At 72.1% G+C, this 23,586-nt stretch carries 18 protein-coding genes; 6 read left to right on the forward strand and 12 right to left on the reverse strand.

Going from position 1 to position 23,586, the window contains the following annotated elements:
• The first annotated feature begins 23 nt into the window (after positions 1 to 23).
• Positions 24 to 629 carry a GNAT family N-acetyltransferase gene (locus ACFPK1_RS01890; protein ID WP_378019194.1) on the forward strand — a complete coding sequence of 202 codons (606 nt, stop codon included), beginning with the start codon at positions 24 to 26 and terminating at the stop codon, positions 627 to 629.
• A gap of 37 nt (positions 630 to 666) precedes the next feature.
• Positions 667 to 1,863, forward strand: coding sequence for a DUF998 domain-containing protein (locus tag ACFPK1_RS01895; protein ID WP_378019548.1), 1,197 nt, complete (start codon positions 667 to 669; stop codon positions 1,861 to 1,863).
• 161 nt (positions 1,864 to 2,024) lie between these two features.
• Here ACFPK1_RS01895 and ACFPK1_RS01900 read toward each other — a convergent pair whose 3' ends face one another.
• The 4 genes from ACFPK1_RS01900 to ACFPK1_RS01915 all read right to left on the reverse strand — a co-directional run bounded on the left by ACFPK1_RS01900 (position 2,025) and on the right by ACFPK1_RS01915 (position 6,630).
• Positions 2,025 to 3,539: a tetratricopeptide repeat protein gene (locus ACFPK1_RS01900; RefSeq protein ID WP_378019195.1), complete on the reverse strand. Its 1,515-nt coding sequence runs from the start codon at positions 3,537 to 3,539 to the stop codon at positions 2,025 to 2,027.
• Between the two features lie 380 nt (positions 3,540 to 3,919).
• Entirely contained in the window at positions 3,920 to 4,864 is a 945-nt protein-coding gene (locus ACFPK1_RS01905) for a vWA domain-containing protein (protein ID WP_378019196.1), read from the reverse strand.
• Positions 4,865 to 4,888: 24 nt separating this feature from the next.
• The gene (locus tag ACFPK1_RS01910; protein WP_378019197.1) at positions 4,889 to 5,809 is read right to left on the reverse strand and encodes an AAA family ATPase; all 921 of its coding nucleotides are present in this window, start codon (positions 5,807 to 5,809) and stop codon (positions 4,889 to 4,891) included.
• Positions 5,806 to 6,630: a mycofactocin-coupled SDR family oxidoreductase gene (locus tag ACFPK1_RS01915; RefSeq protein WP_378019198.1), complete on the reverse strand. Its 825-nt coding sequence runs from the start codon at positions 6,628 to 6,630 to the stop codon at positions 5,806 to 5,808. The genes ACFPK1_RS01910 and ACFPK1_RS01915 overlap by 4 nt, the downstream gene beginning before the upstream one ends.
• Before the next feature lie 135 nt (positions 6,631 to 6,765).
• Here ACFPK1_RS01915 and ACFPK1_RS01920 point away from each other — a divergent pair, with 135 nt between their 5' ends.
• On the forward strand, positions 6,766 to 9,021 hold the full coding sequence (locus ACFPK1_RS01920) for a M20/M25/M40 family metallo-hydrolase (RefSeq protein ID WP_378019199.1): 2,256 nt from the start codon (positions 6,766 to 6,768) through the stop codon (positions 9,019 to 9,021).
• Between the two features lie 3 nt (positions 9,022 to 9,024).
• Here the strand turns inward: ACFPK1_RS01920 and ACFPK1_RS01925 are convergent, their stop codons facing one another.
• The 6 genes from ACFPK1_RS01925 to ACFPK1_RS01950 all read right to left on the reverse strand — a co-directional run bounded on the left by ACFPK1_RS01925 (position 9,025) and on the right by ACFPK1_RS01950 (position 12,693).
• Complete coding sequence (locus ACFPK1_RS01925; protein ID WP_378019200.1) at positions 9,025 to 9,324, reverse strand: antibiotic biosynthesis monooxygenase family protein; 300 nt, start codon at positions 9,322 to 9,324, stop codon at positions 9,025 to 9,027.
• Between the two features lie 31 nt (positions 9,325 to 9,355).
• Entirely contained in the window at positions 9,356 to 9,925 is a 570-nt protein-coding gene (locus ACFPK1_RS01930) for a YdeI/OmpD-associated family protein (RefSeq protein WP_378019201.1), read from the reverse strand.
• Complete coding sequence (locus ACFPK1_RS01935) at positions 9,922 to 10,539, reverse strand: TMEM175 family protein (RefSeq protein ID WP_378019202.1); 618 nt, start codon at positions 10,537 to 10,539, stop codon at positions 9,922 to 9,924. The genes ACFPK1_RS01930 and ACFPK1_RS01935 overlap by 4 nt, the downstream gene beginning before the upstream one ends.
• An 18-nt stretch (positions 10,540 to 10,557) precedes the next feature.
• A complete protein-coding gene (locus ACFPK1_RS01940) occupies positions 10,558 to 11,100 on the reverse strand; it encodes a YbhB/YbcL family Raf kinase inhibitor-like protein (protein ID WP_378019203.1) in 543 nt (180 codons plus the stop codon).
• Positions 11,101 to 11,187: 87 nt separating this feature from the next.
• Positions 11,188 to 11,841: a hypothetical protein gene (locus ACFPK1_RS01945; protein WP_378019204.1), complete on the reverse strand. Its 654-nt coding sequence runs from the start codon at positions 11,839 to 11,841 to the stop codon at positions 11,188 to 11,190.
• A 93-nt stretch (positions 11,842 to 11,934) separates the two neighbouring features.
• Positions 11,935 to 12,693, reverse strand: a complete 759-nt coding sequence (locus ACFPK1_RS01950) for an SDR family NAD(P)-dependent oxidoreductase (protein WP_378019205.1) — start codon at positions 12,691 to 12,693, stop codon at positions 11,935 to 11,937.
• Between the two features lie 152 nt (positions 12,694 to 12,845).
• Here ACFPK1_RS01950 and ACFPK1_RS01955 point away from each other — a divergent pair, with 152 nt between their 5' ends.
• Positions 12,846 to 13,337, forward strand: coding sequence for a hypothetical protein (locus ACFPK1_RS01955; protein WP_378019206.1), 492 nt, complete (start codon positions 12,846 to 12,848; stop codon positions 13,335 to 13,337).
• A 3-nt stretch (positions 13,338 to 13,340) separates the two neighbouring features.
• Here the strand turns inward: ACFPK1_RS01955 and ACFPK1_RS01960 are convergent, their stop codons facing one another.
• Positions 13,341 to 13,679 (reverse strand): hypothetical protein, encoded by a 339-nt coding sequence (locus ACFPK1_RS01960; RefSeq protein ID WP_378019207.1) that lies wholly within the window; start codon positions 13,677 to 13,679, stop codon positions 13,341 to 13,343.
• A 288-nt stretch (positions 13,680 to 13,967) separates the two neighbouring features.
• Here ACFPK1_RS01960 and ACFPK1_RS01965 point away from each other — a divergent pair, with 288 nt between their 5' ends.
• Together ACFPK1_RS01965 and ACFPK1_RS01970 are read left to right on the forward strand one after the other, a co-directional pair.
• Positions 13,968 to 14,990 (forward strand): AAA family ATPase, encoded by a 1,023-nt coding sequence (locus ACFPK1_RS01965; protein ID WP_378019208.1) that lies wholly within the window; start codon positions 13,968 to 13,970, stop codon positions 14,988 to 14,990.
• Positions 14,991 to 15,266: 276 nt separating this feature from the next.
• Positions 15,267 to 17,423: a S8 family peptidase gene (locus ACFPK1_RS01970; protein ID WP_378019549.1), complete on the forward strand. Its 2,157-nt coding sequence runs from the start codon at positions 15,267 to 15,269 to the stop codon at positions 17,421 to 17,423.
• A 13-nt stretch (positions 17,424 to 17,436) separates the two neighbouring features.
• Here the strand turns inward: ACFPK1_RS01970 and ACFPK1_RS01975 are convergent, their stop codons facing one another.
• The gene (locus ACFPK1_RS01975; RefSeq protein ID WP_378019209.1) at positions 17,437 to 23,319 is read right to left on the reverse strand and encodes a DUF3320 domain-containing protein; all 5,883 of its coding nucleotides are present in this window, start codon (positions 23,317 to 23,319) and stop codon (positions 17,437 to 17,439) included.
• Between the last annotated feature and the right edge of the window lie 267 nt (positions 23,320 to 23,586).

The following is a 23,586-nucleotide window of genomic DNA, read 5'->3' on the forward strand; positions in this document are numbered from 1 at the left end:
CTCGCCGGAGCAACATCCGAGCCATGGGGGACGCGGTTCCGGTGGGGGAGGACGACGTCGCGGGAGCCGCGGCCGCCGCGGCGCGGGCGTTCGCCGACGACGGCATGTTCACGTTCGTCTTCCCCGATCCGGCGCGGCGCCCGGCGAAGCTCGACCGCTTCTTCCGCGGCGCCGTGCGCTACGGCCGGCTCGCCGGGCGCGCGCTGACGACGCCCGAGCACGCCGGTGTCGCCATCTGGCTCCCGCCGGGCTCGACGAGCATGTCGCTGGTCGGCATGGCCCGCGCCGGCATGCTCGCCTTCCCCGTGACGCTCGGGCCGGGCGCGTTCCGGCGGTTCACCGCCTACACCTCCTGGCTCGACGGGCAGCGCCGAGCGCTCGTCCCCGACCCGCACTGGTTCCTGCTCGCCCTCGGCGTCGACCCCGTGTGGCAGCGCCGCGGGGTGGGCACCACGCTGCTGATCTCGACGCTCGCCGACGCCGACCGTCGCGGGCTCCCGGCGTATCTCGAGACCACCAGCGAGGCGAACGTCGCCTGGTACGAGCGGGTCGGCTTCACCGCGGTGCGCGAGGCCGTCCCCGACACCGCCGGGCCCCGGACCTGGCTGATGCTGCGCGAGCCGGCCTGACAGGATCTCCGGGGAGGGGGGACCGACCGTGACGCTGATGCCCGAGGCGCTCGGCCGCCTGCGCCGCCCGACGCTCCTCGCGCTGGCACTCGCGGCGCCCGTCGTGCTGATCGTCGGCGCGCTCGTCGCGGAGGCCGTGCAGCCGGCCGGCACCTACGACCCGATCGGGCAGACGATCAGCACGCTCGCGGGCCGGGGCGCCACCGACCGCTGGATCATGGGCGCCGCGCTGACCCTGCTCGGCGTGCTCTACGTGCTCATCGCCGCCGGCCTGCGGGGTGTCCCGACGGCGGCGCGAGCGATCCTCGGCGGCGGCGGGATCGCGGTCATCGTCGCGGCGCTCGCCGTCCAGCCCGCGCACGGCAGCTCGACGATCCACATGGCCGGCACGGTGACCGCGGCGATCGCCTTCGTGCTCTGGCCCGTCCCGCTGATCGCCGACCGCACCCTCGACCCCGCGCTGCGCCGGGGCTCGGCGGTGGCCGTCGCCGGGATGCTCGGGCTGCTCGCGTGGCTGTGCGCGCAGGCCTGGACCGACGGCACCTGGCTGGGGATGGCCGAGCGCGCGCTGATCCTCGGCGAGACCGTGTGGCCGATCGTCGTCGTGGGGTGGCCCGTGCGCCGTTTCCGCCCGTCGCCCGTCGTCCTCGCGATGTTGGGGCCGGCCGTGTTCGTGGTCGGCCTCCTCGCCGCGCAGTCGGCCCAGCCGCTGCCGGACCCGTGGAACCAGTCGGCGAGCGCGCTCTCCGGGCTCGGCGCCACCAGCCGCTGGATCATGGCCGGCACGCTCGTGCTCGTCGGCGCCCTCACGGTGCTCACCGCGCTCGGGCTGCGCCCGCGCGTGCCCGCCTCCGCGTGGCGCCTGCTCGCCGCGGGCGGCGCGTTCCTCGTGGTGGCCGGGCTGAGCCCGCAGCCGGTGGGCGGCTACTCGCTGGTCCACATGGTCACCGGGGGCCTGGCGTGGGCCGCCTACACGCTCTGGACGTTGGCCCTCGCGGCCTCGCCGACGGTGGACCGGAGACTCCGCGTCGCCTCGGCGGTCGCGTTCGTCGTCCTGTCCGTGCTCGTCGTCTGGTTCACGGTCCAGCTCGTCACCACCGGCACCTGGTACGGCCTCTCGCAGCGGATCCTGATCCTGGCGCAGGCGGTGTGGCCGGTGGTCGTCGCGGTGATGGTGTCAGCGCGAGTCGGATCAAGCCAGCGTCCCGGTCGCAGCCGGGACGGGTCAGGTTGAGGGCGTACGCACTACTCGACCTCAATGAGTTCAGCGGCAGGATGTGTTCCAGGGGTGAGTACACGATGAGGGTCGAGTCAAGGAAACTCTGAGTAAGTTGGGCGTGCACCCTTTGTCGCCCGGTCGCCCGGTCGCCCGGTCGCGCGAAGTTCGCATGAGTTCTACCTCAGGTCATCCCGAGAGAGTCGCATCGACTTGAGTAACAGCTGAGCGGCCTCGCGCCTTATCTTGCGGAGGCCTTGCCTCTCCCACGACAATTGCATGGGAATGTCGACACTTTCCCGCAAGAGCTTGTCGTCGATGCCTGCTAATACTGCGACGCTACGTCCCTTGAACGCGCGCCGAAGAGGCTTCATGTCAGGGTCTTCGCGAAGGAGATTGAAGTCAAGTTGGCAGTAAGGATTCCGTACGACGCTTCCGATTTGGCCAACGGCCCTCTCCTGACAGTAAGTCTCCCAAGAGTTCGGCTCGCCATCGCCTCCGATCCCTAGGCCAGTCTCGGCCATCCGCATCATATTCTTGCGATCGTCCCTCCACTCGCCTTCGAGTCGCAACTCTTTGGGGAGGAGGGACGCGCGTGAGAAGTAGCATGCGGCCGTCCAATGCGTAAGCCACCCGACGCGACTGCGCTTGACGGCTCGACGAACCTTGATCCATGAATTGCGCACGGAGTCTCGTGCGGCCAGGGTCTTGTCAACGTCGTCAGGGTCGTGACGGATAGAGTGGAGATAGAGTTCGTTGGCCTCTACGGCAACCTCGAGGGCCCTGCGAAGTTCAAAGCCCTTGCTTCGGCGGAATAGCGACCGATGACTAGAATCCGCGATCAGCCAAGACAGCCAGTAGCGCCTCTCCCCGAGGTCGCGCCGAAACGGCCAGAAAGTGATGACATATGACCAGATAACAAATGGCTTCCGAAGTCTTCGTCTCGCGTACCTCAAGCTCTTGTTGGCGTCTTCCATCAGTCGTACCCGCTGCTGGACTCTGAGCCGCCGGTTCGTCATTGCGAAGTTAGCCTTTGCCGCAGCGAGTCGATAGATCAGGTCGATGTTGTTGGTCCAAAGGCAGGCTGCAGCATCGTAGACCTCGGCAGCCTTCTTGTACTGACCCATCTTCTCGTGAACGTTGCCGTGATAAAGAGCTACTTGGACGTTTCCAGGGCAACGCTTTGCCGCCTCGGTCAGACGGTCGTGTGCCTCAGAAAGATCGTGGCGCTGAAAGTACAGGCCGATCCTAAAGAGTGTGTAAGCTTGTGGCGTCCAGTGCTCCCAGCGGGGCGCTCGTCTAGAGAACTCGGGCTGTTCGAGCACAATCTCCGCGCAAAAACCCCCGACCTTGTAGGTGAGTTCCTTCAGGTCACCTGCCTGGACACTTCTCGCGCCGATAAGGATGTCTCCTGGGGTCCTAACAATCTGAACTCCGACGGCGAATCCAGACGCAGGCACCTCCGGGACAAGAATTAGATTGATCTTTGGCTGATGTCGAGGTCGAAATAGCTGTGCAACTTGGGCCGCGATTGACGTCGCTGGTGCCTCGGCGTCGGGGAACGCGGCGGGGATTTGCGGGGTGATCGGACCGACTGGGCCGGGGGCGAGCGCTACATCCGTGGTCGAATCCCAGGCGAGATAGTCCCGAATTTTCGAAGGGAGCTCCAAGAGCTGGACGCCCTGGCCGTCCACGAACTCCCTCAACGAATGCTCGAAGTTCAACGGATGTACCACGACGGGCGCAGCCCGTCGCCTCGGCAGAGCCCGTCGAACTCGTCCAAACACTCTGACTATCGAATACGATATCAGCAGTCCTATAGGAAGGAGTATGGCGGCAACAATCGTGTTGCGCGCCGCGTCCCAGTAATGTGGTTCCATAGCGGCCCCCCGTCGACCGAGCGGCCCGAGGGCGAGCTGCGTCGGTATCTACCGCTGAGCTATCGGCAGGGGCGTGCTGGGTCTTACGCCAAGCGCCAAGTTCATCCTTACAGAGCAACGTGCTCTCGCTGTTCGACGTACCGGCGGACGGGACGGCCTCAGAACAGCCGTTGACGGAAGGCTCAGACGGACGTTCAGCGCGCGAAGATCGCTGACAGCGCCGGCGCCACGTCGCGGTGGTCGCGGACGAGGCGGCAGCGCCCCCGCCCGGCGCTGGCGAGGTCGCGGCCCAGCTCGTCGTCGCGCTCGCCGGACACGTCGAGCAGCACGTCGAGACGCGGCAGCCGGCCGGCGATGCCGCGCGGGTCGGGGCCCGCGTTGTGCACGGCGTCCGAGAGCAACAGCACCCGCGCGTCGCCCGACCCGGCGCGGCTGATCAGCCGCGCGGCCGTGGTCAGCGCGAACGCGACGTTGGTGAGCCCGCGGGTGGGCACGCGCAGGAGCAGGTCGAGCACCGCGAGCGGGGCCACGCGCTCGCCGGGCCGCACGAGCACCGCCGCGTCCGACCAGAACGCCACCACCGCCAGCCGGTCACGGCCCAGCTCGCCGGCCAGCGCGCCGACGGTCGCGGCCGCGGTGAGCGCGCGCTCCCCGGTCATCGAGCCGGACACGTCGACGACCAGCACCACCGTGCGGGCGGTGCGCAGGCGCTCGCGCACGACCAGGTCCTCGTCCTCGGGCAGCGGGTTGGTGGCGAGCACCTCGATGGTCGGATCGAGATCCAGGTCGTCGCCCGCCCCGTGCCAGCGCGTGCTGACGAGCTCCCCCGCCACCCCGGTGTGCCGGTCCTGCGCGGTCGGCGGCCGCAGGCTCAGGCGCCGGGCGATCCGCCGCGAGCGGGCGCGGGCGACGTCGTCGACGCTCGACGGGCCCAGGTCCTCGAGCGCCACCACCTCGGCCGGCTCGTCGGAAGCCCCCGGTGCCGTCGGGCCGCCGACCGACCGGTCTCCGCGCCGGCGCCGCCGCGTGCCCTCCGAGAGCACCAGCCCGCCGCCCGCCCCGGCGCGCTCGTACAGCGCCGGCTCGTCGGTGAGCGTCTTGGGTTTGCGGCGCAGCGGCCGCGTCGACCGCCGGGACACGGGGCTCTCCGCCGCGACCTGCTTTCAACCCGGCTCGGCGCGCGCCGGGTCGAGCACGAAGTACGACTCCCAGATCGACCGCAGCACGGCCTCGGGTGTCGCCTCCACGACCTCGTCGAGGTGGATCCGCCCCGAGAGCGCGAGCAGCATCCCGTCGAGGACGAGGTCGGTGTAGGACGAGGGCAGGTCCCGCAGCGACCCGTGGTCCGGGATGTCGACCCCCCGCAGCCGGGCCAACCGGTCGACCACCAGCGCCAGGTCGATCGCCCCGCGCACACTGCTGCCCTGCCGGATCGCCTCGTGCCCGCGGGTCGCGCGCGTCAGCGCGACGGCGTCGGCCACCAGGCGCGCGGAGTCGACGTCGGTGCGCGCCGCGACGATCGACTGCTCGGCGTCGGCATCCTGGTAGTCGACGGCGAGGCGGCAGAGCCGGTCGCTCACCGACGTCGACAGGCGCGTCGTGCCGATCGTGTCGTACGGGTTCATCGTCGCGACCACGCGGAACGACGGCGCCGCGTCCACCGTCCCGACCCGCGGTACCGCGAGGCGGCGCTCGGCCATGGCCGTGAGCAGCGTGTTCAGCGTGTCCTCGGGCGCCCGGTTGAACTCCTCGACGTAGAGGAAGCCGCCCGAGCGCATCGCCTCCACCAGCGGACCGGGCACGAACGTCTCGGCCGAGTAGTCCTCGCGCAGCACCCGCGCCGGGCTGTGGTGGCCCACCAGCCGCGTCGGGGTCAGGTCGGCGTTCCCCTCGACGAACACCATCGGCACGCCCCACTCCGCGGTGATCGCGCCGAGGATCGTCGACTTCGACGTCCCCGGCGGGCCCTCGAGCAGGACGTCGCGCCCGGCGGCGACGGCGGCCAGGAGCAGGTCGAGCTCCCGCTCCCGGCCGACCACTCGCGCGGCGACCTTCTCCCGCACGTCGGCGAGATCGTCGATCACTTGACGTTGAACCCCGCGTCGACCGGCAGCGTCACGCCGCTGACGTAGCGGCCCGCGTCGCTGACCAGGTAGAGGATCGCGTTGGAGATGTCGACGGCCTCCACCATCTCGACCGGCAGGAGGTTCGCGAGCGCGTCGCCCTTCTCCGGGTTCTCGCTCATCCATGCCTCGAGCTGCGGGTTCACCACCATCGGCGTGTTCACGCCGGTCGGGTGGACGGTGTTGACGCGGATGCTGTGCGGGGCGAGCCAGTGGGCGAACGTCCGCATCAGCCCGACGACGCCGTGCTTGGCCGCCGCGTAGCCGCTCATCGCGCCGCCGCCGTCGCCGCCGCGGCCCGACAGGCCCTGCGTGGAGCTCGTCAGCACGATCGCGCCGCCGTCGCCCTGCTCGATCATGCGCGGCGCCGCGACCCGCACCGTGTGGTAGACGCCGGTGAGGTTGATGTCGATGACGTCCTGCCAGCCGCGCTCCTCGTCGTCGGGCTCGCCGCCGACCTGGTTGGCGATGCCGGCGTTGGCCAGGACGATGTCGACCCGCCCGAGCTCGGCGATGCCCTCGTCGAACGCCGCCTGCAGCGCGCCGCGGTCGCGGACGTCGGCCTGGCGCGTGACGATCCGGCGGTCGAGGTCCTCGACCCGCTTGGCTGTCTCGGCGAGGTCCTCGGGCGTCGACATCGCGTACTGCACCGTGTCGACCTGCTGGCAGAGGTCGACGCCGATGATGTCCGCGCCCTCCTGCGCCAGGCGTAGCGCATGGCTGCGGCCCTGGCCGCGTGCCGCTCCGGTGATGAACGCGACCTTCCCGTCGAGCTGTCCCATGCTCGCGGCTCCTTAGCTCCAGACAACGTTGTCCCCCTACCGTGACCCACACCACGTCGATCACGCCACGGCCGGACGGCCGATCTTGTTGCTCGTCCCTGGCGGTCGCGCGGTGCGTACGGCACCGTGCTCGCCGTGATCGGGCGCCTGGTGGCGGTGGTGCTGCTCGCGATCGTCGGCGTCTACGCCGTGGTCCTCGAGGGGCCGCCCGAGCCCGTGCCCGCGTCCGCCCCGCCGGCCGAGTTCAGCGCGGATCGGGCGGCCGTCGTCGTGGATCAGCTCGCTCGCGAGCCGCGCCCGATCGGGTCCCCGGCCTCCGACGCGGCGCGCGACACGCTGGTCGGGTGGCTCGCCGCCGAGGGCCTGGCGCCGCGGGTCGAGGCGACGGCGTCGATCGCCGCCGAGGAGGGGCAGGCGCGGGCGGCGCGCGTCGAGAACGTCGTCGCGACCCTGCCGGGCACCGACCCCACGGGCGCGGTCGTGCTCATGGCGCACTACGACTCGGTGGCCGCCGGGCCGGGCGCCGCCGACGACACGTCCGGCGTCGCGACCATCCTCGAGACGGTCCGGGCCCTGCGCGCCGGCCCGCCGCTGCGCAACGACGTGACGGTCGTGCTCACCGACGGCGAGGAGGCGGGCCTGCACGGCGCGCGGGCCTGGGTGCGGGATTCGATGCCGCGCGACCGTCCGACCGTCGTCCTCAACTGGGAGGCGCGCGGCGTCTCCGGCCCGTCGATGCTGTTCCAGACCTCGCCGGGCAACGCCGGGCTCGTCGACGCCTGGGCGGGCTCGGTGCCGGCCCCGCGCGGGGACTCGTCGCAGGTCGAGATCTACCGCTTCCTGCCCAACGACACCGACCTCACGCCCGTGCTCGCCGCCGGGCGGCCGGGCATGAACGCCGCCTTCATCGGCGGCGCCGAGCAGTACCACACCCCCGGCGACGTCCCCCCGAACCTCAGCCGGGCCTCGCTGCAGAACCACGGCGGGAACGCGCTGGCGCTGACCCGCGCGCTGGGCGCGACCGACCTCGCCCCGCTCGACCCGGTCGCGTCCGGCCTGCCCCCGTCCGGCGACGCGACCTACTTCACCGTCCTCGGCTACACGGTGACCTACGACAGCTGGTGGGCCTGGCCGCTCGCCGGCCTCGCCCTGCTGCTGGCGATCGTGCTGGTGGTGGTGGCGCGGGCCCGCCGCACGGCGACCGTCGGCGGGGTGGTCGGCGGGTTCTTCGGCTACCTGCTCGCGCTGGTGCTCGCGCTCGCCGTGGGGATCGGGTTCTGGCAGGCGCTCGTCGCGATCCGCCCGTCGTATGCCGACACCGGCCCGTTCGTCGGCCGCCCGCTGATGTACGAGATCGCCGCCGGGCTCGCGGCGTTCGTCGTGGTGACGCTGATGGTGAGCCTGCTGCGGCGCCGGCCCGGCGGGATGGCGTTCGCGGCCGGGTCGCTGCTGGTGCTCGCGCTGCTGGCGGTGGGGCTCGCGGTGGTCGCGCCGGGCTCGGTGTTCATGCTCGCGTGGCCGGTGGTGGGGCTGGCGCTCGGCCTCATCGTGGTCGCCCTGGCCGGGGAGCGGCCGTGGCTCGCGGCGCCGTTCTTCGTGCTCGGCGCGGTGCCGGCGGTGGCGCTGCTGATCCCGTTCGCGGTCGCGTCGTACGACGTCGCGGGGGTGTCGGACGGCCTGCCGGTCGCGCTGTTCACGCTGGTCGGGGTGCCGATCGCCGCGGGCCTCTCGGCGCTCCCGCGGCCCGGGCAGGTGCGGGGCTACGCGCTGCCGATCATGGCGGTGATCTGGGTGCTGATCCTCGCCGCCGGCGGCCTGTTCCTCGACCGCCCCGACGCCCGGGCACCGCAGGGCGCGAGCCTCGACTACGCCCTCGACGCCGACACCGGCGTCGCGCGCTGGGTCACCACCGACACCGCGCCGGCGGACTGGACGCGGTCGTACGCGCCGGAGCCCCCCGTCGTGGTCGAGGGCTTCGACGAGCCGGTGGGGAGCGGGTCGGCGCCCCCGCTCGGCCTGCCCGCACCGGTCGCCGTCGCCGAGCGGACCCCGGGTGGCGTGCGCCTCCAGGTGTCGTCGCCCCGCGGGGCCCCGACGATCGCGGTGCGCTCCGAGGCCCCGGCGTCCTCGGTGACGGTGTCCTACCTCGGGCGCCCGCCGGTGTCGGCGCCGCTGAGCGGCGGCCCGCTGCGCCTCCAGCTCGACGACGTCCCGCGCGAGGGCGCGCTGGTGGACCTGCAGCTCAACGGCCCGGCGACCCTCGTCGTCGACGACCAGACCCTCGGTCTGGCGACGGTCCCGGGGTTCCGCCCGCGCCCGCCCGAGCTGCGCCAGGCGCGGGGGAACGACAGCGACCGCGTGATCGTGGCGCGGCGGGTCGAGGTGCCCTGACGGTCAGGCGCGCTCGTCCGAGACGACCTCGTACCAGCTCATGTCGCTCGGCCCCTCCTGCAGGCCCTCCATGCGTTCCCGGGTCTCGAGGAACGCCTCGTCGGCGTGCCAGGCCTCCCACGCCGCGCGGGTGGTCCAGGTGCCGATCACCGTGCGCTCGTGCGGCGCGTCGAGCGGGATGACGAGCTGGTTGCCGACCCAGCCCTCCTTGTCGCGGGCGGTCTCGAGGCGGTCGCGCATCGCCGCGTCCCACTCCGGCTCGCGGCCGGGCGTGAGGGTGACGTGGGTGATGACGGTCATCATGGGCGCCCGGCTACCCCGGCACGTCCGTGCTTCACGCCCGCGGATGCGCCTTCTCCCCGACGGCAGCCCGTTCCGCGATCTGCGTGACGCGGGTGCTGCGCGTCGCTGGTCGCTTGGCTTCGACGAGCCACACGAGCATCGCGCGGCGCGCCGAGCGGGAGAACCCGTCCCACTGCTCGCGGGCGCCGGGGTGGGCGTCGAAGGCCGCGGCGAGGTCGGGCGGGACCACCAGGTCCTCGACGTCGTCGAGCATCGTCCAGCTGCCGTCGGCCTTCGCCGCGTCGATCAGCGCCCGGCCGGGCGGCGCCATCAGCCCGGCTGCCTCGAGCCGGGCGATGCGCTGCTTGTTCGAGCGGGCCCAGCCGCTGCCGCGCCGGCGCGGGCTGAACCACATCGCGGTGCGCTCGTCGTCGAGCGAGCGCGTGGTGCTGTCGATCCAGCCGAAGCACAGGGCCTGCTCGACCGACTCCTCGTAGCCGACGGTCGGGCGCCCGGTGCGCGCCTTCCAGGTCACGAGCCAGACGCCCTCGCCGCGGTCGTGGTGCTCGGCGAGCCACGCGCGCCAGGCGTCGACGTCGTCGGGGTGGACCTGCTCGCTCACGCCCGCACCGCCGTCCGCGCCTCGAGCCGGTCGGCGACCATGCCCAGCGGGATCGCGAGCGCCCAGCTGATGCGCGCCCACGTCGGCGACACGAAGGCGATCGGGATCGACGGCAGGAATCCCGCGATGACGGCGGCCGTGCCCCAGTACTTGCCGTGCCCCCAGCGGCGTGCCCACCCCTCCTTGACCAGGTTGTCCTGCTCGGCGATGCGCCACAGCGCCAGCGAGCTGAGCGCCGTCCCCATGATCGAGCCGGCGTAGATGATCGTGGCGGTGACGCTGTCGCCGTCGCCGAGCAGCCCGGTGGGGAACGGGAGCATCACGACGAAGAACAGGAACACGAGGTTGGCGACGAGCAGCCGCCGGCTGGCGCCGTTCAGGGCCATCAGGTCGTCGTGGTGGAGCACCCAGAAGCCGCCGATGACCGCGAAGCTGATCACGAGGGCGAGGAACTGGTGGCCCAGGGCGAGCAGGTCGGCGAGGACCTGCCCATCCCGGACCTGCACGTCGGTCAGCGGCAGGATCAGGATCGTGATCGCGATGGCGAAGATGCCGTCACTGAGCGCCGACACGCGGTCGAGGGACGGCAGCGGCCGGCCGTCGTCACCCTCCACCGCCGCCCCCCGTCGTGCTCAGCCCGTGATCTCGTAGGTCGGGGTGATGATCGCGCGTCCGATGCTGTGGAAGAAGAGGTTGAAGCCGAGGAACGCGGGCGTGGCGTCGGCGCCGACCCCGAGGTCCTCGACGTCGACGGCGTGGACGACGAAGAAGTACCGGTGCGCCCCGTGCCCGGCCGGTGGGGCGGCGCCGATGAAGCGCTTGGCGCCGGCGTCGTTGGCCAGGGTGATGGCGCCCTCGGGCAGCAGGCCCTTGTCGGGGTCGCCGGCGTCGGCGGGCAGGCTGGTGGTGGAGGCCGGGATGTTGACGACCGCCCAGTGCCAGAACCCGCTGGCGGTCGGCGCGTCGGGGTCGTAGCAGGTGACGGCGTAGCTCTTGGTCCCCTCGGGGGCGCCCGACCACTCCAGCTGCGGGGTGACGTCCTCGCCCCCGGCACCCATGATCCCGCTGACGTGCGCGTTCGGGAGCGTCTGCCCGTGGGCGACGTCGGTGCTGGTGACGGTGAACGACGCGACGTCGGGCAGGAACTGGTAGGGGTCGGGCGGCTGGTGGGACACGGTCGTGGCCTCCTTCTCGACGGCTTGCTCTCCGTCGCGCCAGTACCCGTGTGGTCCCGGTGGCCACGCCTCCGGAGCGGCGACTCGTCAGACGGTCGCCGGTGTGGCGGCCCGGTCCGTGGTGGCGGCCGCGGTCGGCGCGACGAGCAGCGCCACGCCCATCACCGCGAACCACAGCAGGCTGCTCAGGGCGGCGATCAGCGGCAGCCAGAGGTGCAGCAGCGGCAGGATGCCGAGCACGCCGGCGCCGGCGACCCACGCCGGGAGGGCCTTCGACCGGTACGCGACGAGCGAGGTCGCGAGGATCATCGCGGCCGCCCCGATCTGCGCGTAGTGGTAGCTCCAGACCGCCAGCGCCAGCAGCGGCTGGGCGAGGGCGGGCAGGACGATCTCGCCGAACCGGACGACCGCGGCGGGGTAGGCGACCTCGGCCGCGAAGCCTGCGGACGTCAGGGCGAAGAAGAGCACCCCGCCCGCGAGCGCGACGTAGACCGCACCCGACGGGCCGGCCGCCCGGCGCAGGACGTGGACGAGCACGCCCAGGAACACCAGGCCCAGCAGGACGTGCAGCAACGGCAGCGCGCCGTTCGCCGTGACGAAGCCGGCCGCGCTCTCGTAGTAGCCGGCTGCCTCCTCCGGGGTGCGCGGCTGGTTCGGGGTGCCGACCACGTAGGCCGGGATCATGGCCACCGCGGCCAGCACCCCGCACGCTCCGCCGATCTTCGTCTCCGTGCTCGTCACGTCGCCCCCTCGGTCGGCCACCTCCGGCGGGCACATTGCAGCGAAACGGACCAGCCGGTGACAGACCGCGAGAACGAAGACCGCCCGTTCGTGTCAGATCGTCAGGCCACCGTCTACGGCGACCGTCGCGCCGGTCATGTAAGCGCTGTCGTCCGACGCGAGGTAGACGACCGTCTTCGCGATCTCCGCCGGCGTCGCGTGCCGGGCGAGCGGGACGAGCTCGTCGAACGCTGCGGCGGCCTCCTGCTGGCCCAGGCCGGTCGCCCGCATCTCGATCGAGTCCTGGAACGGCGTCGATGTGGGGCCGGGGTGCAGGGAGTTGACGCGGATCCTCCGCGGAGTGAGCTCCTTGGCCGCCGCCTTCATCATCCCGACCTGGGCGTGTTTCGCGGTGACATAGCCGCTGATCCCGCCGAAGCCCATCAGCCCGACGACGCTGGAGGTGATGATGATGCTCGCGCCCTCGCCGAGGTGCGGCGAGGTGTGCTTGATCATGTGGAACGCGCCGAGCGCGTGGATCTGCAGCGTGCGGGCGAATTCGTCGGACGGGTAGTCCTCGATCGGCGCGACGGCTCCGGTGTTGCCGGCGTTGCTGAAGACCACGTCGAGGCGCCCGAACCGCTCGATCGCTTCGGCGACGGCCGTCTGCACGGCCTGTTCGTCGGTGACGTCGGCCTGGGTGCACGCGGCCTTGTCGTCGCCGAGCTCGGCGACCGCCCGCTTCAGCGCGTCGGCGTCGAGCCCGATGAGGTGCACCTGCGCGCCCTCGTCGACCATCGCGCTCGCCGACGCCCGCCCGATCCCGCTCTCGCCACCGGTGATGATCGCGACCTTGCCGTCCAACCTCGCCATGACTGCCCCCTCCGAGTCGTGCGTCCTCGGGACAGCCTTGTCGGGCTGTAAGTGAGGTAGGTCACAGCGAGGGCACGGGATGATCGCTGCTCGGGGTGGTGGCTGCGCGCGGTCGTCGGGCGGGCGCGGGGGGTGAGCCATCGCGTGGCGCGGTGCGTCTCGTCGCGGTCGTCCCGCACCACACGATCGCGGGCGGCGAGTACGACGGCCTCGCGGTGGGCCGGTACGCGGGGCTCGGGTTCGCGCTGCAGGTGGGGTCGTCGACGCCCTCGGACGGAGGGTCAGGCGTGGCGCAGGAAGGCGACCCGGTGCCGGTCACGACGGTGACGGGCACGGTGCTGCTGCCCAGCGACGAGGCCCCGCCCGTCCTGTCGGCCGGCGCGGTCCAGCCACTACTGGCGAGCGCCGACGAGACGTGGCCGGCGGACGGGCAGCTCGCCGTGACGGGTCGACTGGTCGTCGAGCCGTGCCTCTGGGCCGCCGACGGCATGCTCTGGTCGCTCGTGTCCGACGGCGTGCGGATGTGGTCAGTCGACGCGATCTGCCGGATCGGTGGGGACGGCATCGAGGACCTCGCGACCCTGTCTGGCCTGATCGAGTTGGATCACGGCTCGACCTACGTGCTGGAGCTCGTCGACGTCTGACGCTCACGCCTCTCGCGCGAACACTCCCGACCGGTCGAGGACGAGCTCGGTCTCCCCGGGCTTCGCGGTCTGGACAGCCTCCTCGAGATGGACGAGGAACAGCCGCCAGGCGGCTTCCAGGGAGTCGACGTCGGGGAAGACGAGGGCGGCGTCCGGTGCCATCGCCCGTAGGTGTCCGTCGAAGGCTGCTGGCGTGACGTGCAGGCGGAGCGGTACCGGCAGCGGCCGGTGATCGAAAACGGTCAGCACCCCGACCCCTTGCTCGCGGTCCTCGTCGACCGCGCCCTCGGCGGCGAGGTAGCCGACCAGCTGGTCGTAGAACCCAATGCTGGGCTTCTCCATCTCTTCCTCCTCACGCCGGGTCGGCATAGGTGACTCCGTGATGGCAACGAGCGATCCAGGGCGAGGACCGACACCACGGGGTTGGACTCGACGGCGCGCCGATCGGTTCCATCGATCTCCGTGGTGGCGTTGATCGAAGTGGCGTAGCCGGTCGAGCCGTTGAACGCCGCTCGCCGATCCCGTGAACCCTGTCGGGAGTGCCGTGGGTGCAGCACGGATCGGGTCGGGGATGCTTGCCGACGGGTGCCAAACAGAGGATAGTTCGAACATACGTTCGAGGAGGCGATCATGGCGAGAGCTGACCTCGTCCGTCGCCTCGTCGCGGCATACGGCCGAGGGAACGACGGCGAGTTCCGTCGTGTGGTGTCGGAGATCGTCGACGACGAGCGGCGAGCGGGCCACAATGCCGTGGCGTCGGCTCTCGACAGGGAGCTCAACGAGGGAAGGGGTCCCGGACTCGGAGCGCCGACCTCGCTCCGCCCGATCCCCAAGGCCCGCGACGACCGCCCGCTGCTCCGGGTCGGTAAGGCTCGGTACGACGAGGCCGATCTCGTGCTCGACGCGGACGTCCGTCGACTCCTCGTCGAGGTGGCGAGGGAGCATCGTCGCCGCTCCACGCTGCTCGATTACGGGGTGCGTCCCCGGTCGCGCCTCCTTTTCGTCGGGCCGCCCGGCACCGGCAAGAGCGCGACGGCCGAGGCTCTAGCCGCGGAGCTCAGCGTGCCCGTGGCGCACGCGTCGCTCACTGCGATCACCTCCTCCTTCCTGGGTGACACGAGTCGGAATCTCGATGCCGTTGTGCAGTTCGCTCGCGCGGCCCCGTGCCTGTTGCTCGTCGACGAGGTCGACGTCCTCGGGCAGGACCGTGGGCGCGCCGACGACCACGGCGAGCTCAGGCGTGTTGCAGCCACGCTCCTGCAGGTTCTCGAGGACGACCCGGGTGAGTCGGTGGTCGTCGCCACCTCGAACCACCCCGGTTCGCTCGACAGTGCGCTGTGGCGCAGGTTCGACGACGTCGTGATCTTCACCGAGCCCGACCTCAAGCAGCGCGCAGAGCTGCTGGACCTCCGACTTCGGGTGATGGACGCGTATCCACCGGCGACGCCTTGGGCACGGCGCCTCGATGGAGCCTCTGCCGCGGACGTCGAGCTCGTGGCGCGAGAGGCCGTGCGCCGCGCGCTGGTCGACGATCGCCGCACCGTGAGCTCCGCCGATGTCGAGCACGCTCTCGAACGCTTCCGTCAACGGCGCCGCGCGTTGGGGCAACCGGGTGATGTTCCGGTCGGGGAAGGGCCGAGTTCCTCCGAGTAGGACCCTTCGAGCGACGAACTTCGTAACGTCGATCATGTGGTCGGCGAACATGACGTCCCTGACATGTTCGCCGTTCGCGACCATCCGCACCTTGCCCTGAGGGCGTGGCTACGCCCTCGACCACGGTTCCGTGAACGCACTGGAGGCGGCCGGGGGCCACTGAATCACCCTGACCGTCGCCGCCACGCGCGGGACCTCCTCGCGCAGGCCGAGACCATTCGCGCTCGTCACCGCTCTCGGACGACCGTGCTCGGGATACACCCCGAGTCCGTGATCATGCTCGACCTCCACCGACGGGTCCCCGTCATCGAGGTCGAGCGCGCTGGGCTGACCGTCATCGAAGCCATTGACGAGTCGGTGATGGTCGCGTTTCCGACCGAGCCGGACATGCGTGAGTTCGTCCGCCGCTGCGAGGCCTACGAGGGTGGCCCGTCGTCCGGCCAGGTGAGCGCTCCGTACGAGGCACTGTTCGACAGCGTCCGTCGAGTCCGGTCCCTCTCCGTCGACGACGTCCTCGACTCCGCCCTCCCTCGCGACGGCGACGAGGTCGTCAGGGTCGATGTGAGCGGGTGGTGCCCGGACGACCGCCCGGAGGCCGAGCGTCGGCATGCTGAGCTGCGAGGGATCCTCGAGCAGGCGGGGGCCGAGATCCAGGACTCTGCGCTCGATCTGCGGGTCGGTCTGTCGGCCTTCCGTGCTGACGTATCCGGCGCCCGACTGGTCGAGATCGCCGCCACGGAACGCGTCAGGGCGATCCGTCGCTGCCCGCGCCCCGTACTCGGGCGGTTCTCCGCCTTCCGCGCCGCCGCCGACGAACTGCCAGCCGTACGCCCACCGGCGAGCCGATCACCGATCGTCGGAATCGTCGATTCAGGAATCCGGGCCGAACATCCTCTGATCCGGCCGGCATTACGGACCGCGACGAGCGTCGGCGGCCTACCGCCTCACGATGCCAGCGGTCACGGCACGCTCGTCGCGAGCCTCGCGTTGTACGGCTCGCTCGAGGAGCACCTCCACGGTCGTAGCCCGGTCCAGGCTGCGGCGGGGCTCGTGAGCGTCAGGGTGCTCGACGAGAACGACTTCTTCCCCGACGCCGAGCTGTGGGAGCGAGACCTCGAGCTCGCTGTTGCCACTGCCGCTGACGCCGGTGCTCGGATCATCGTCCTGTCACTGGGAGATCTCCGCAGCCCCTACCGCCCGCCGGGCCCCGTGCCGGTCGCGGCCGTGGTCGACCGGCTCGCTCGAAGTCGTGGGTTGGTCATCGTCGTAAGTGCCGGCAACACGGTCAGCGCCGACTTCCCGCGGGAGGACGGGCTCGAGCACCGCTATCCCGAGTGGTTGCTCCAGCATCGCGAGGCAAGCCTCCTCCCGCCGGCGATGGCGTCCCTGGCCTTGACGACCGGAGGCATCGTCGGCGGCTACCGCCAGGGTCTGCGTCCTCACAGCGACGACGTCCACCAACGACCGATGGGTCGACCCGACCATCCGAGCGCGCACACCCGGTGTGGGCCGGGCGTGGAGAACGCCGTGAAGCCCGAGCTGGTGGCGCCAGCGGGGACGCCGACGTTCCTCATCGGAGAGAAGCGCGTCGCGGATGACGTCCGCACGTCGCACATCGTGGGAGCCGCGGGTGGGGGAGAGACCGACCGTCTCCTCAGCTCTGGCAGCGGGACGAGCTTCGCGGCGCCGATCGTGGCGCACGCCGCAGCGCGTGTCCTCGATCGATACCCGAATCTCACGGCCAACGCGGTCCGCGCGCTCGTCCTCGCCGGCGTCGAGGACGTACCCGCAGTCGTTGAGGGCGAGACTGAGAGTCAGTCCCGCGAGCAGCGGCGACGCCTCACCGGGCACGGCAAGGTGAACGCCGAACGGTCGACGAATTCCACTGATCACCGGGCGATGCTGCTCGCCGAGGCCGAGCTCCCCGTCGACGGCGTTCACTTCTACACGGTCCCGATCCCCGGGGCGTTCTTCCGCGCCCGACAGATCGTCGTGCGCGCCACCGTCGCCCACGACCCGCCAGTACGGGCGACTCGCCTCGACTACCTCGCCAACCGAATGCAGGTCCATGTCTTCCGTGGCGTCGACCTCGATCAGGTCCGGCGCAAGTACGAAGAGGATGCGCGCGTCGAGCTCGGAGCGCCGGCCGACCTCAGGCGCCACCACCTCGGTCTGCAACCGGCCGCGTCTGCGTCATGTCATGCCGCGAACCAGTGTGCGACGGTGGAATTCGCCCAAGCCTGGGACGCCCACTATCGCGGCACCGACCTCGTCGTCGTCGTGCGCAACACGAAGCGCTGGGACGACGAGCCGACCCAGGCCTATGCCCTGTGCGTGATGCTCGAGACCGACGAGAACGCAGAACCCCTCTACGAGGAGCTCCGGGTCCGGCTCGAGGCCGTGGCCGAGGTCGAGATCGAGGCGGAGACATGATCGGCTCCCGACTTCAGCGTTCGGTCGACGGCGGCCGCCGGTGCCGGGTGGCCGACGCCAGCCGTCCGCGAACTCCGTCGGTCATCCGCGAGAAGCCGAACAGCGCGAGGGTGTCGCGGAACAGCTCGTTCTCGTCCATCCCGCCGGTACCGGACTCGACGTCGTCCATCGCGTTCGCGATCTCCCGCAGAGGGATCTCCTCGAGCTTGCGTTCGGCCTCGCCGTTCGCGACCCGGTAGTCGGTCCACGTGCGCGGGTCCGTGCCCGGCGGCCACACGAAGCCCTCGGCGTCGCGCAGGAGGTCGGTCGGGAGGCAGGCGAGGACGGCGTCGCGGCGGTCGGCGTTGACCCGCGACAACCCGAAGGCCCCCGCGACCGTCCGAGCGAGGCGGGCGGCCTCGACCGGCCCCTCGGCCGCCACGACCTCGGCGAGTGCGTGCCTGACCAGCTCACGCGAGCGGGGATGCGGCAGGCTGTCGAGCACCTGCCGCTCGCCGCGCGGCACGACCGACCACGGGCGGAACGGCATGCGGACACTGGAGCCCGGCTCGGCTGCGGCGTCGGGAGCGGGCGCGGTGGACTGCGGAGGCTGCTCGGCGGCGATCGGCGCCAGGCGCGTCAGGCCGAGGGCATGGTGACGGCGACGCGGCGGCGACGGCTCGACAGCCCGCCCAGGTGATGACTCCGGGCTCTCCTCCCGAGGGGTCGGCGGCTCGGGGTCCTCACCCCGCACGACGCTCTCGACGCGCGTACAGAGGCCGTCCAGGACGGTAGTGGGGTCGGCGAGCCAGCTCGGCAGCCACACCCGCGCGACGTGGGGCCACCCGAGCGCGCCCTCCAGGACGTTCGCCGGCAGGCCGTCGCGATCGCCGACGGTGCGCCGCCGTGACCAGCCGGGACCGTCGAGCAGGACGACCAGCGCGGGTTCGTCCGGTGCCTTGCGCGGTGCGACGGTGAGGTCGAGCCGGAACTCCGAGAGCCCGACGTCGGTTCTCACGGCGTAGCCCCGCGCCCGCAAGGCTGCGGCGAGCTCGTCACGGTGCCGGTCACGAGCCGAGACGGGTCGCGCCGCGGCGTCCCCCGAGCTCTCGACACCGCCCGCCGCCATCTCGAGATAGGCGCGGAGGTGGTGGATGCCGACGGCCGACGTGTCCTCGGCGCGCAGGTCGGCGGGATCGAACGAGCAGAACACGACGATCTCCCGCCGCGCCCGCGTCACCGCGACGTTGAGGCGGCGCTCCCCGCCGGCCCGGTTCAGCGGCCCGAAGTTCAGCGGCAGCTTCCCGCGGGCGTCGTGGGCGAAGGCGACCGAGAACAGGACGAGGTCGCGCTCGTCGCCCTGGACGTTCTCGAGGTTCTTGACGAACAGCCCGGTGCCGTCGTCGCGCTCGAGCGCATCGGTGATGCGGGGGTCGTCGAGCGCGCGGAGCTGCTCGTCGACGAGATCGCGCTGCTGGATGTTGAAGGTGACGATCCCGATCGACGGCTCCTCGTCGCGCGCGAAGCGGGCGACCACCTCGTCGACGAGGGCCCGTGCCTCGACAGGATTGGTGCGCAACGGCCCGTCCCCGGTGGCGGTGCGGTGGAAGCGGCCCGGCACCCGGCGGAACGACACCCCGGTGTCGTCGCGCGGGGGCGCGGGGAAGGACGCCAGCCGGCCCTCGTAGTACTGCCGGTTGGAGAAGGCGATGAGGGACTCGTCGCGGCTGCGGTAGTGCCACGACAGCCACCGCTGGGGGACGCGCGCCTGCACGCACTCGGAGAGCACCGACTCCTCGTCCTCGGGCACGGTCTCCAGCGTCGGGTCGGGGTCGTCGCCCGGGCCGTCGTCCAGTCCGGCTCCACCGAAGACGGTCGGCGGCATCTGCTTCGAGTCGCCGACGACCACCGCCGCGCGGGCTCTGCCGAGCGCCCCGACCGCGTCCGCCACCCGGATCTGGGACGCCTCGTCGAACACGACCAGGTCGAAGGTGACCGCGTCGGGCGCGAGGAACCGTGCGAGGGAGTCGGGCCCGACCAGCACGCACGGCGTCACCTGCGTGACGAGGTCGCCGTAGCGCGCGAGGAGCCGGCGGATCGAGAGACCGCCGCGCTGGCGCCCGAGCTCGCGACGCAGCTCCCCGACCCGTCCCCGCGTGGTCTCGGCGTCGATCCGCCGGCTGTCGAGGACCTGGCGTGGGATCACGTCGACGAGATGGCGGCGCACCTCGTCGGCGCTCGCGGTCAGGGCGGCGACGGCGCGTTCGTGGGCGACCGCGTCGAATGCCCCGAGCCCGGTGGTCTCGAGCCGTTCTTCCAGCGCCGCCGCCGCGAGGCCGCGCTCCAGCGCCGCGACGACCTCGTCCGCGCCGACCCCGCCGTCGAGCACCGCGTCGGCCGTCGCCGCGCTGCCGTGGCGGACCAGCGGCTCCAGGACCGCCCGGAGCTCGTCCCACCGCCGGAGGGCGACGAACCCTGTGTCGACGTCGGCGCGCCGGGCCGGTGCCTCGGCGACCCAGGCCGCCACCAGGCCGGCACCGTCTCGCCAGCGGTCGGTGGCGTCCTGCTCGGCCCCGGCGGCGTCGAGTGCCGCCCCGAGGCCGCCGGCGAGCCGCGTCAACGCGTCGTGCCACCGCGGGTCGTTCACCGCGGGGTCGACGAGGTGGGCCCGGACGGCGTCACGGAACGGGCCCTCGGGCAGCGCGGCGAGGGACGTCGCGCGGGCCTCGCGCTGCAGGGCGCTGATCTGCGCGCCCACGCGGTCGGGCTCGACCAGGGGGTTCCAGTCCTCGGGCAGCGCGATGCCCGGCAGGGCGACCGCCCGGCGGCGCAGGTCGGCGATCTCGGTGCGCAGCGTGCGGAGGTCGTCGACGAGCGGGGCGAGCGTGCGGCGGTCGGGGGCGGCGTCGTCGCGCAGGCCGGGACGGAGCCGGTCGAGGACCGCGAGCTGCTTCTTCTTCCGTCCGATGACGAACGCCGCGTCCGCCGTGACGGCCTGCTGGTGCAGCCCGTCGAGGTCCAGCGCGACCGCTTCGGGGCGGGCGGTGGCGAGGGCGGGCCGCTGGGCGGCGACGAATCCGTCGACGGCCCGACGGAGCTCGCTGGCCGCGGCCTCCCACCGCGGGGAGAGGACCTCGTCGAGCAGGGCCAGGGGCGGTCGCCCGGGCCGGGCGACGCTCGCGGCGACGTGGAGCTCGCGGGCGGTGGTGGCCGCGTCGAGGACGCCGCGCACGCTCGGCGGTGCCCCGGCGAGCACCGCGAGCGCGCCGTCGGCGATCCGGACCCCTGCGGCGGCCGCCGCGGTGTCGACGGTGGCCGTACCGCGGACGAAGCCCCACGGGTGGTGACGGCGCGGGCGGGCGTGCCACACCGCTTCCGGCGCGTTGCGCAGGCGGTGCCGGAGGTCGGCGAGGACGTCGCGGTCGGCGCCCGTCACGAAGGCCCGGGCGACCTCGAGCGTCGGGCCCTCGCCGACGGCGAGCACCGCCGTGCGGGCCGAGTAGAGACTGAGGCCGATGGCGTTCTCGCCGTGGACGAGGTCGCGGTAGCGCGCCAGGCGGCCGGTGGCCGTGCGGAGGTCGAGATCGGCGACGCGGTGCCCGTCGACGTCCACCTCCGCGCCCGCGTCCAGCGCGCGCAGCAGCCGGGTCCGCACCGTCGACGGTTTGGCGGCCTTGTCGTGCAGATCGAGGGCCAGGTCGGCGAGTCCGACCTGGTCGAGCCGCGCCCGGACGACGTCGAGCGCGGCGCGCTTCTCGGCGACGAAGAGCACCCGCTTGCCGGCGGCGACGAGGTGGGCGAGCAGGTTGGTGATGGTCTGCGACTTCCCGGTGCCCGGCGGGCCCTCCAGCACGAACGTCCGGCCGGCCCGGGCGTCGGCGACCGCGGCCAGCTGGGACGAGTCGGCGGGGACCGGGCAGACGCTCGCCAGCGCGTCGAGGTCCGCGTCGCTCGGGGCCGGTGCGGCGACCGGGTCGGTGAACTCGCGGGTCGGCGTGTGCACGAGGTGGTGGACCAGCGGAGCTGCGGTGAATCGCTCCCAGTGGTCGTCGAGGTCGCGCCACAGGACGAAGCTCGAGAAGTGCAGGATCGCGAGGTCGGCGCTCTCGCGGACGGAGAACGGGAGGTCGCGTTCGGCGAGGGTCTCGCGGACGGCGCGCAGCGTGGCGGCGAGGTCGATGCCGTGCTCGTCGACGGGCGGATCGGCGAGGGCCGGGAGCTCGATGCCGAGCTCGGTGCGCAGCTTCTCGAGCAGACACAGGTTCGGTGCTGTCTCGCCGCCCTCGTCGAGGGTCAGCGTCGGGGGCTGCCCGCGTCGGCCGAGAGTGAGCACGACGGGCAGGAGCAGCAGCGGGGAGCGCAGCGGCTTCCCGTCCGCGGCCGACCACTGCAGCGTGCCGAGGGCGATGTAGAGGTTGGCGCTGCCGGACTCCTCCCGCAGCGTCCGCGCCTTGCGCTGCAGGGTCCGCATCCGGCCCGCGAAGCTCGTGGTGTCGAGCTCGGTGAAGACCTGCTGGCGTCGCAGCCGGTCGGTGAGGACGTCGTCGGGGAGGTCGCCGGCCGACGTCACGCCTTGCGCGCGTCGGACCTCCGGCAGGTCGTCCGCCGCGTGGAGCTTGATCGTGCGGCCCTGATGCAGCCGGTCCTCGAGCTCGCCCAGCGCCGACTCCGGGAGAGCGAGCCGGGTCGCCGACGGTCCCGCGGTGAAGTTGATCAGTCGGTTGCGCCGGGTGAGATCGAGCAGGGCGTTCTTCCACACGGCGACGCGCGGGGGTGCGTCGTCCGTTCGTTGCCCGGTGTGCGGGACAGGCCTCGAGGGCGGCTGCTCGGTCGGTGTTGTCGCGCTCGGCGTCGCGGGCGCCTGCACGGTGATCACGACGGAGCCGCCGTCGTCGATGTGACGTGCCGGGAGAGGGACGACGCCGTTGCGGCGGGCCTCGCGCACATCGACGACCCCGAGCAGCAGCTCGTCGCCGGCCTGGCGGAGCTGACGATGGCCGGTGGCGCACGCCTCGTCGAAGGTCTGGGACGACGGCCCGGAGGTGACCACGGTCGTCTCGAGGAATCGGGCCCGTCCGAGATCGACGAGATTGGTGACGGTGCCGATCTCGTGGGCGGCGACCTGCGAGAGCCCCAGCTCCTCCTCGCGCCAGTAGCCGACGAACGCGTGCCCGGCGGGGACGCACAGCAGCGGGTGCAGTCCCGCCTGCTCGAATGCGGCGGCGAGCAGCACCGTCGTGTCCAGGCAGGTACCGACACGTTCGGTGCGCAGGACCTGCTCGGGGGTGCGGACGCGCTGGCCGGTGTGCTCCCAGCTGGCCGGCGCCACCCCGTAGGCGACATCGCGGTCCTGGACCGCCCGGTAGATCGCGCCGGCCACAGCGTCGACGTGCTCGGGGCCCCGCTGGTAGCCCGACATGGAGGGGTCGCCGGTGGTCGTGCGGAGGTGGTCGCGCGCGGCCGTCAGGACCTCGGCGATCTCGGGGTGATGGGGGAGCACGAAGGCGGCGAGCAGTTCGACCGAGAGCCGGTGCTCCAGCGGATCGAGCACCCAGTGGTGGTGGGCCAGCACCCGCAGCGGCTCGCGATGCGTGTGCTGTTGTCCGCCGGCATCGACGCGGACGAGGAGCGTCGCCTGGTGGGTCTCCTCGACCGCCGCCATCCGCCGCGGGTCCGGCAGGAGCGGAACGGACTGGAACGCCACCGGACGCTCGGCACGGACCACCTCGAGCGACCGGGCCCACGGCGTCACGAGGAGCTCGCCCATACCGTCGACGACGGAGACCTCGACGCACACGTCGTGCAGATCTTTCGCGGCGCGCAGCCTCAGGCGTCGGACGGGCGAGATGCCGCTGTTGGCCATCGCGTGGTTGACGAAGTCCAGGCGGACGACATCGACCGAGACCGGCTGGTCCATACACCTCCCCCATCGTGCGAGCCCATTCCACATGATCGGTCCGATAGTCCGCTGCCCCGCGTTGCGCCGACCAGGTTGCATGGTCCGGCGCCTTCAACCGTTCGAGTGGTCGGGCCCGGCGGCCCGGGCGAGGATCTGTTGGAGGACACAGTCGTTCCGGAACCAGCTCCGAGCAGGCTCGACGCAGCCGCGTCGTCGTGTGTGAGTCCTGAGGGCTGGCGTCATCGTCGCGGGAGCGGTCGGCTCTTCGATCACAGCGTTCGACGG

This window comes from Actinomycetospora rhizophila, from assembly GCF_042657905.1.
GTDB lineage: Bacteria > Actinomycetota > Actinomycetes > Mycobacteriales > Pseudonocardiaceae > Actinomycetospora > Actinomycetospora rhizophila.

Coding starts and splice junctions, on each gene's coding strand:
- ACFPK1_RS01890 (WP_378019194.1), top strand. CDS start 24: ATGGGGGACGCGGTTCCGGTGGGGGAGGACGACGTCGCGGGAGCCGCG.
- ACFPK1_RS01895 (WP_378019548.1), top strand. CDS start 667: ATGCCCGAGGCGCTCGGCCGCCTGCGCCGCCCGACGCTCCTCGCGCTG.
- ACFPK1_RS01915 (WP_378019198.1), bottom strand. CDS start 6,630: ATGGGACAGCTCGACGGGAAGGTCGCGTTCATCACCGGAGCGGCACGC.
- ACFPK1_RS01925 (WP_378019200.1), bottom strand. CDS start 9,324: ATGATGACCGTCATCACCCACGTCACCCTCACGCCCGGCCGCGAGCCG.
- ACFPK1_RS01950 (WP_378019205.1), bottom strand. CDS start 12,693: ATGGCGAGGTTGGACGGCAAGGTCGCGATCATCACCGGTGGCGAGAGC.
- ACFPK1_RS01960 (WP_378019207.1), bottom strand. CDS start 13,679: ATGGAGAAGCCCAGCATTGGGTTCTACGACCAGCTGGTCGGCTACCTC.
- ACFPK1_RS01965 (WP_378019208.1), top strand. CDS start 13,968: ATGGCGAGAGCTGACCTCGTCCGTCGCCTCGTCGCGGCATACGGCCGA.
- ACFPK1_RS01970 (WP_378019549.1), top strand. CDS start 15,267: ATGCTCGACCTCCACCGACGGGTCCCCGTCATCGAGGTCGAGCGCGCT.
- ACFPK1_RS01975 (WP_378019209.1), bottom strand. CDS start 23,319: ATGGACCAGCCGGTCTCGGTCGATGTCGTCCGCCTGGACTTCGTCAAC.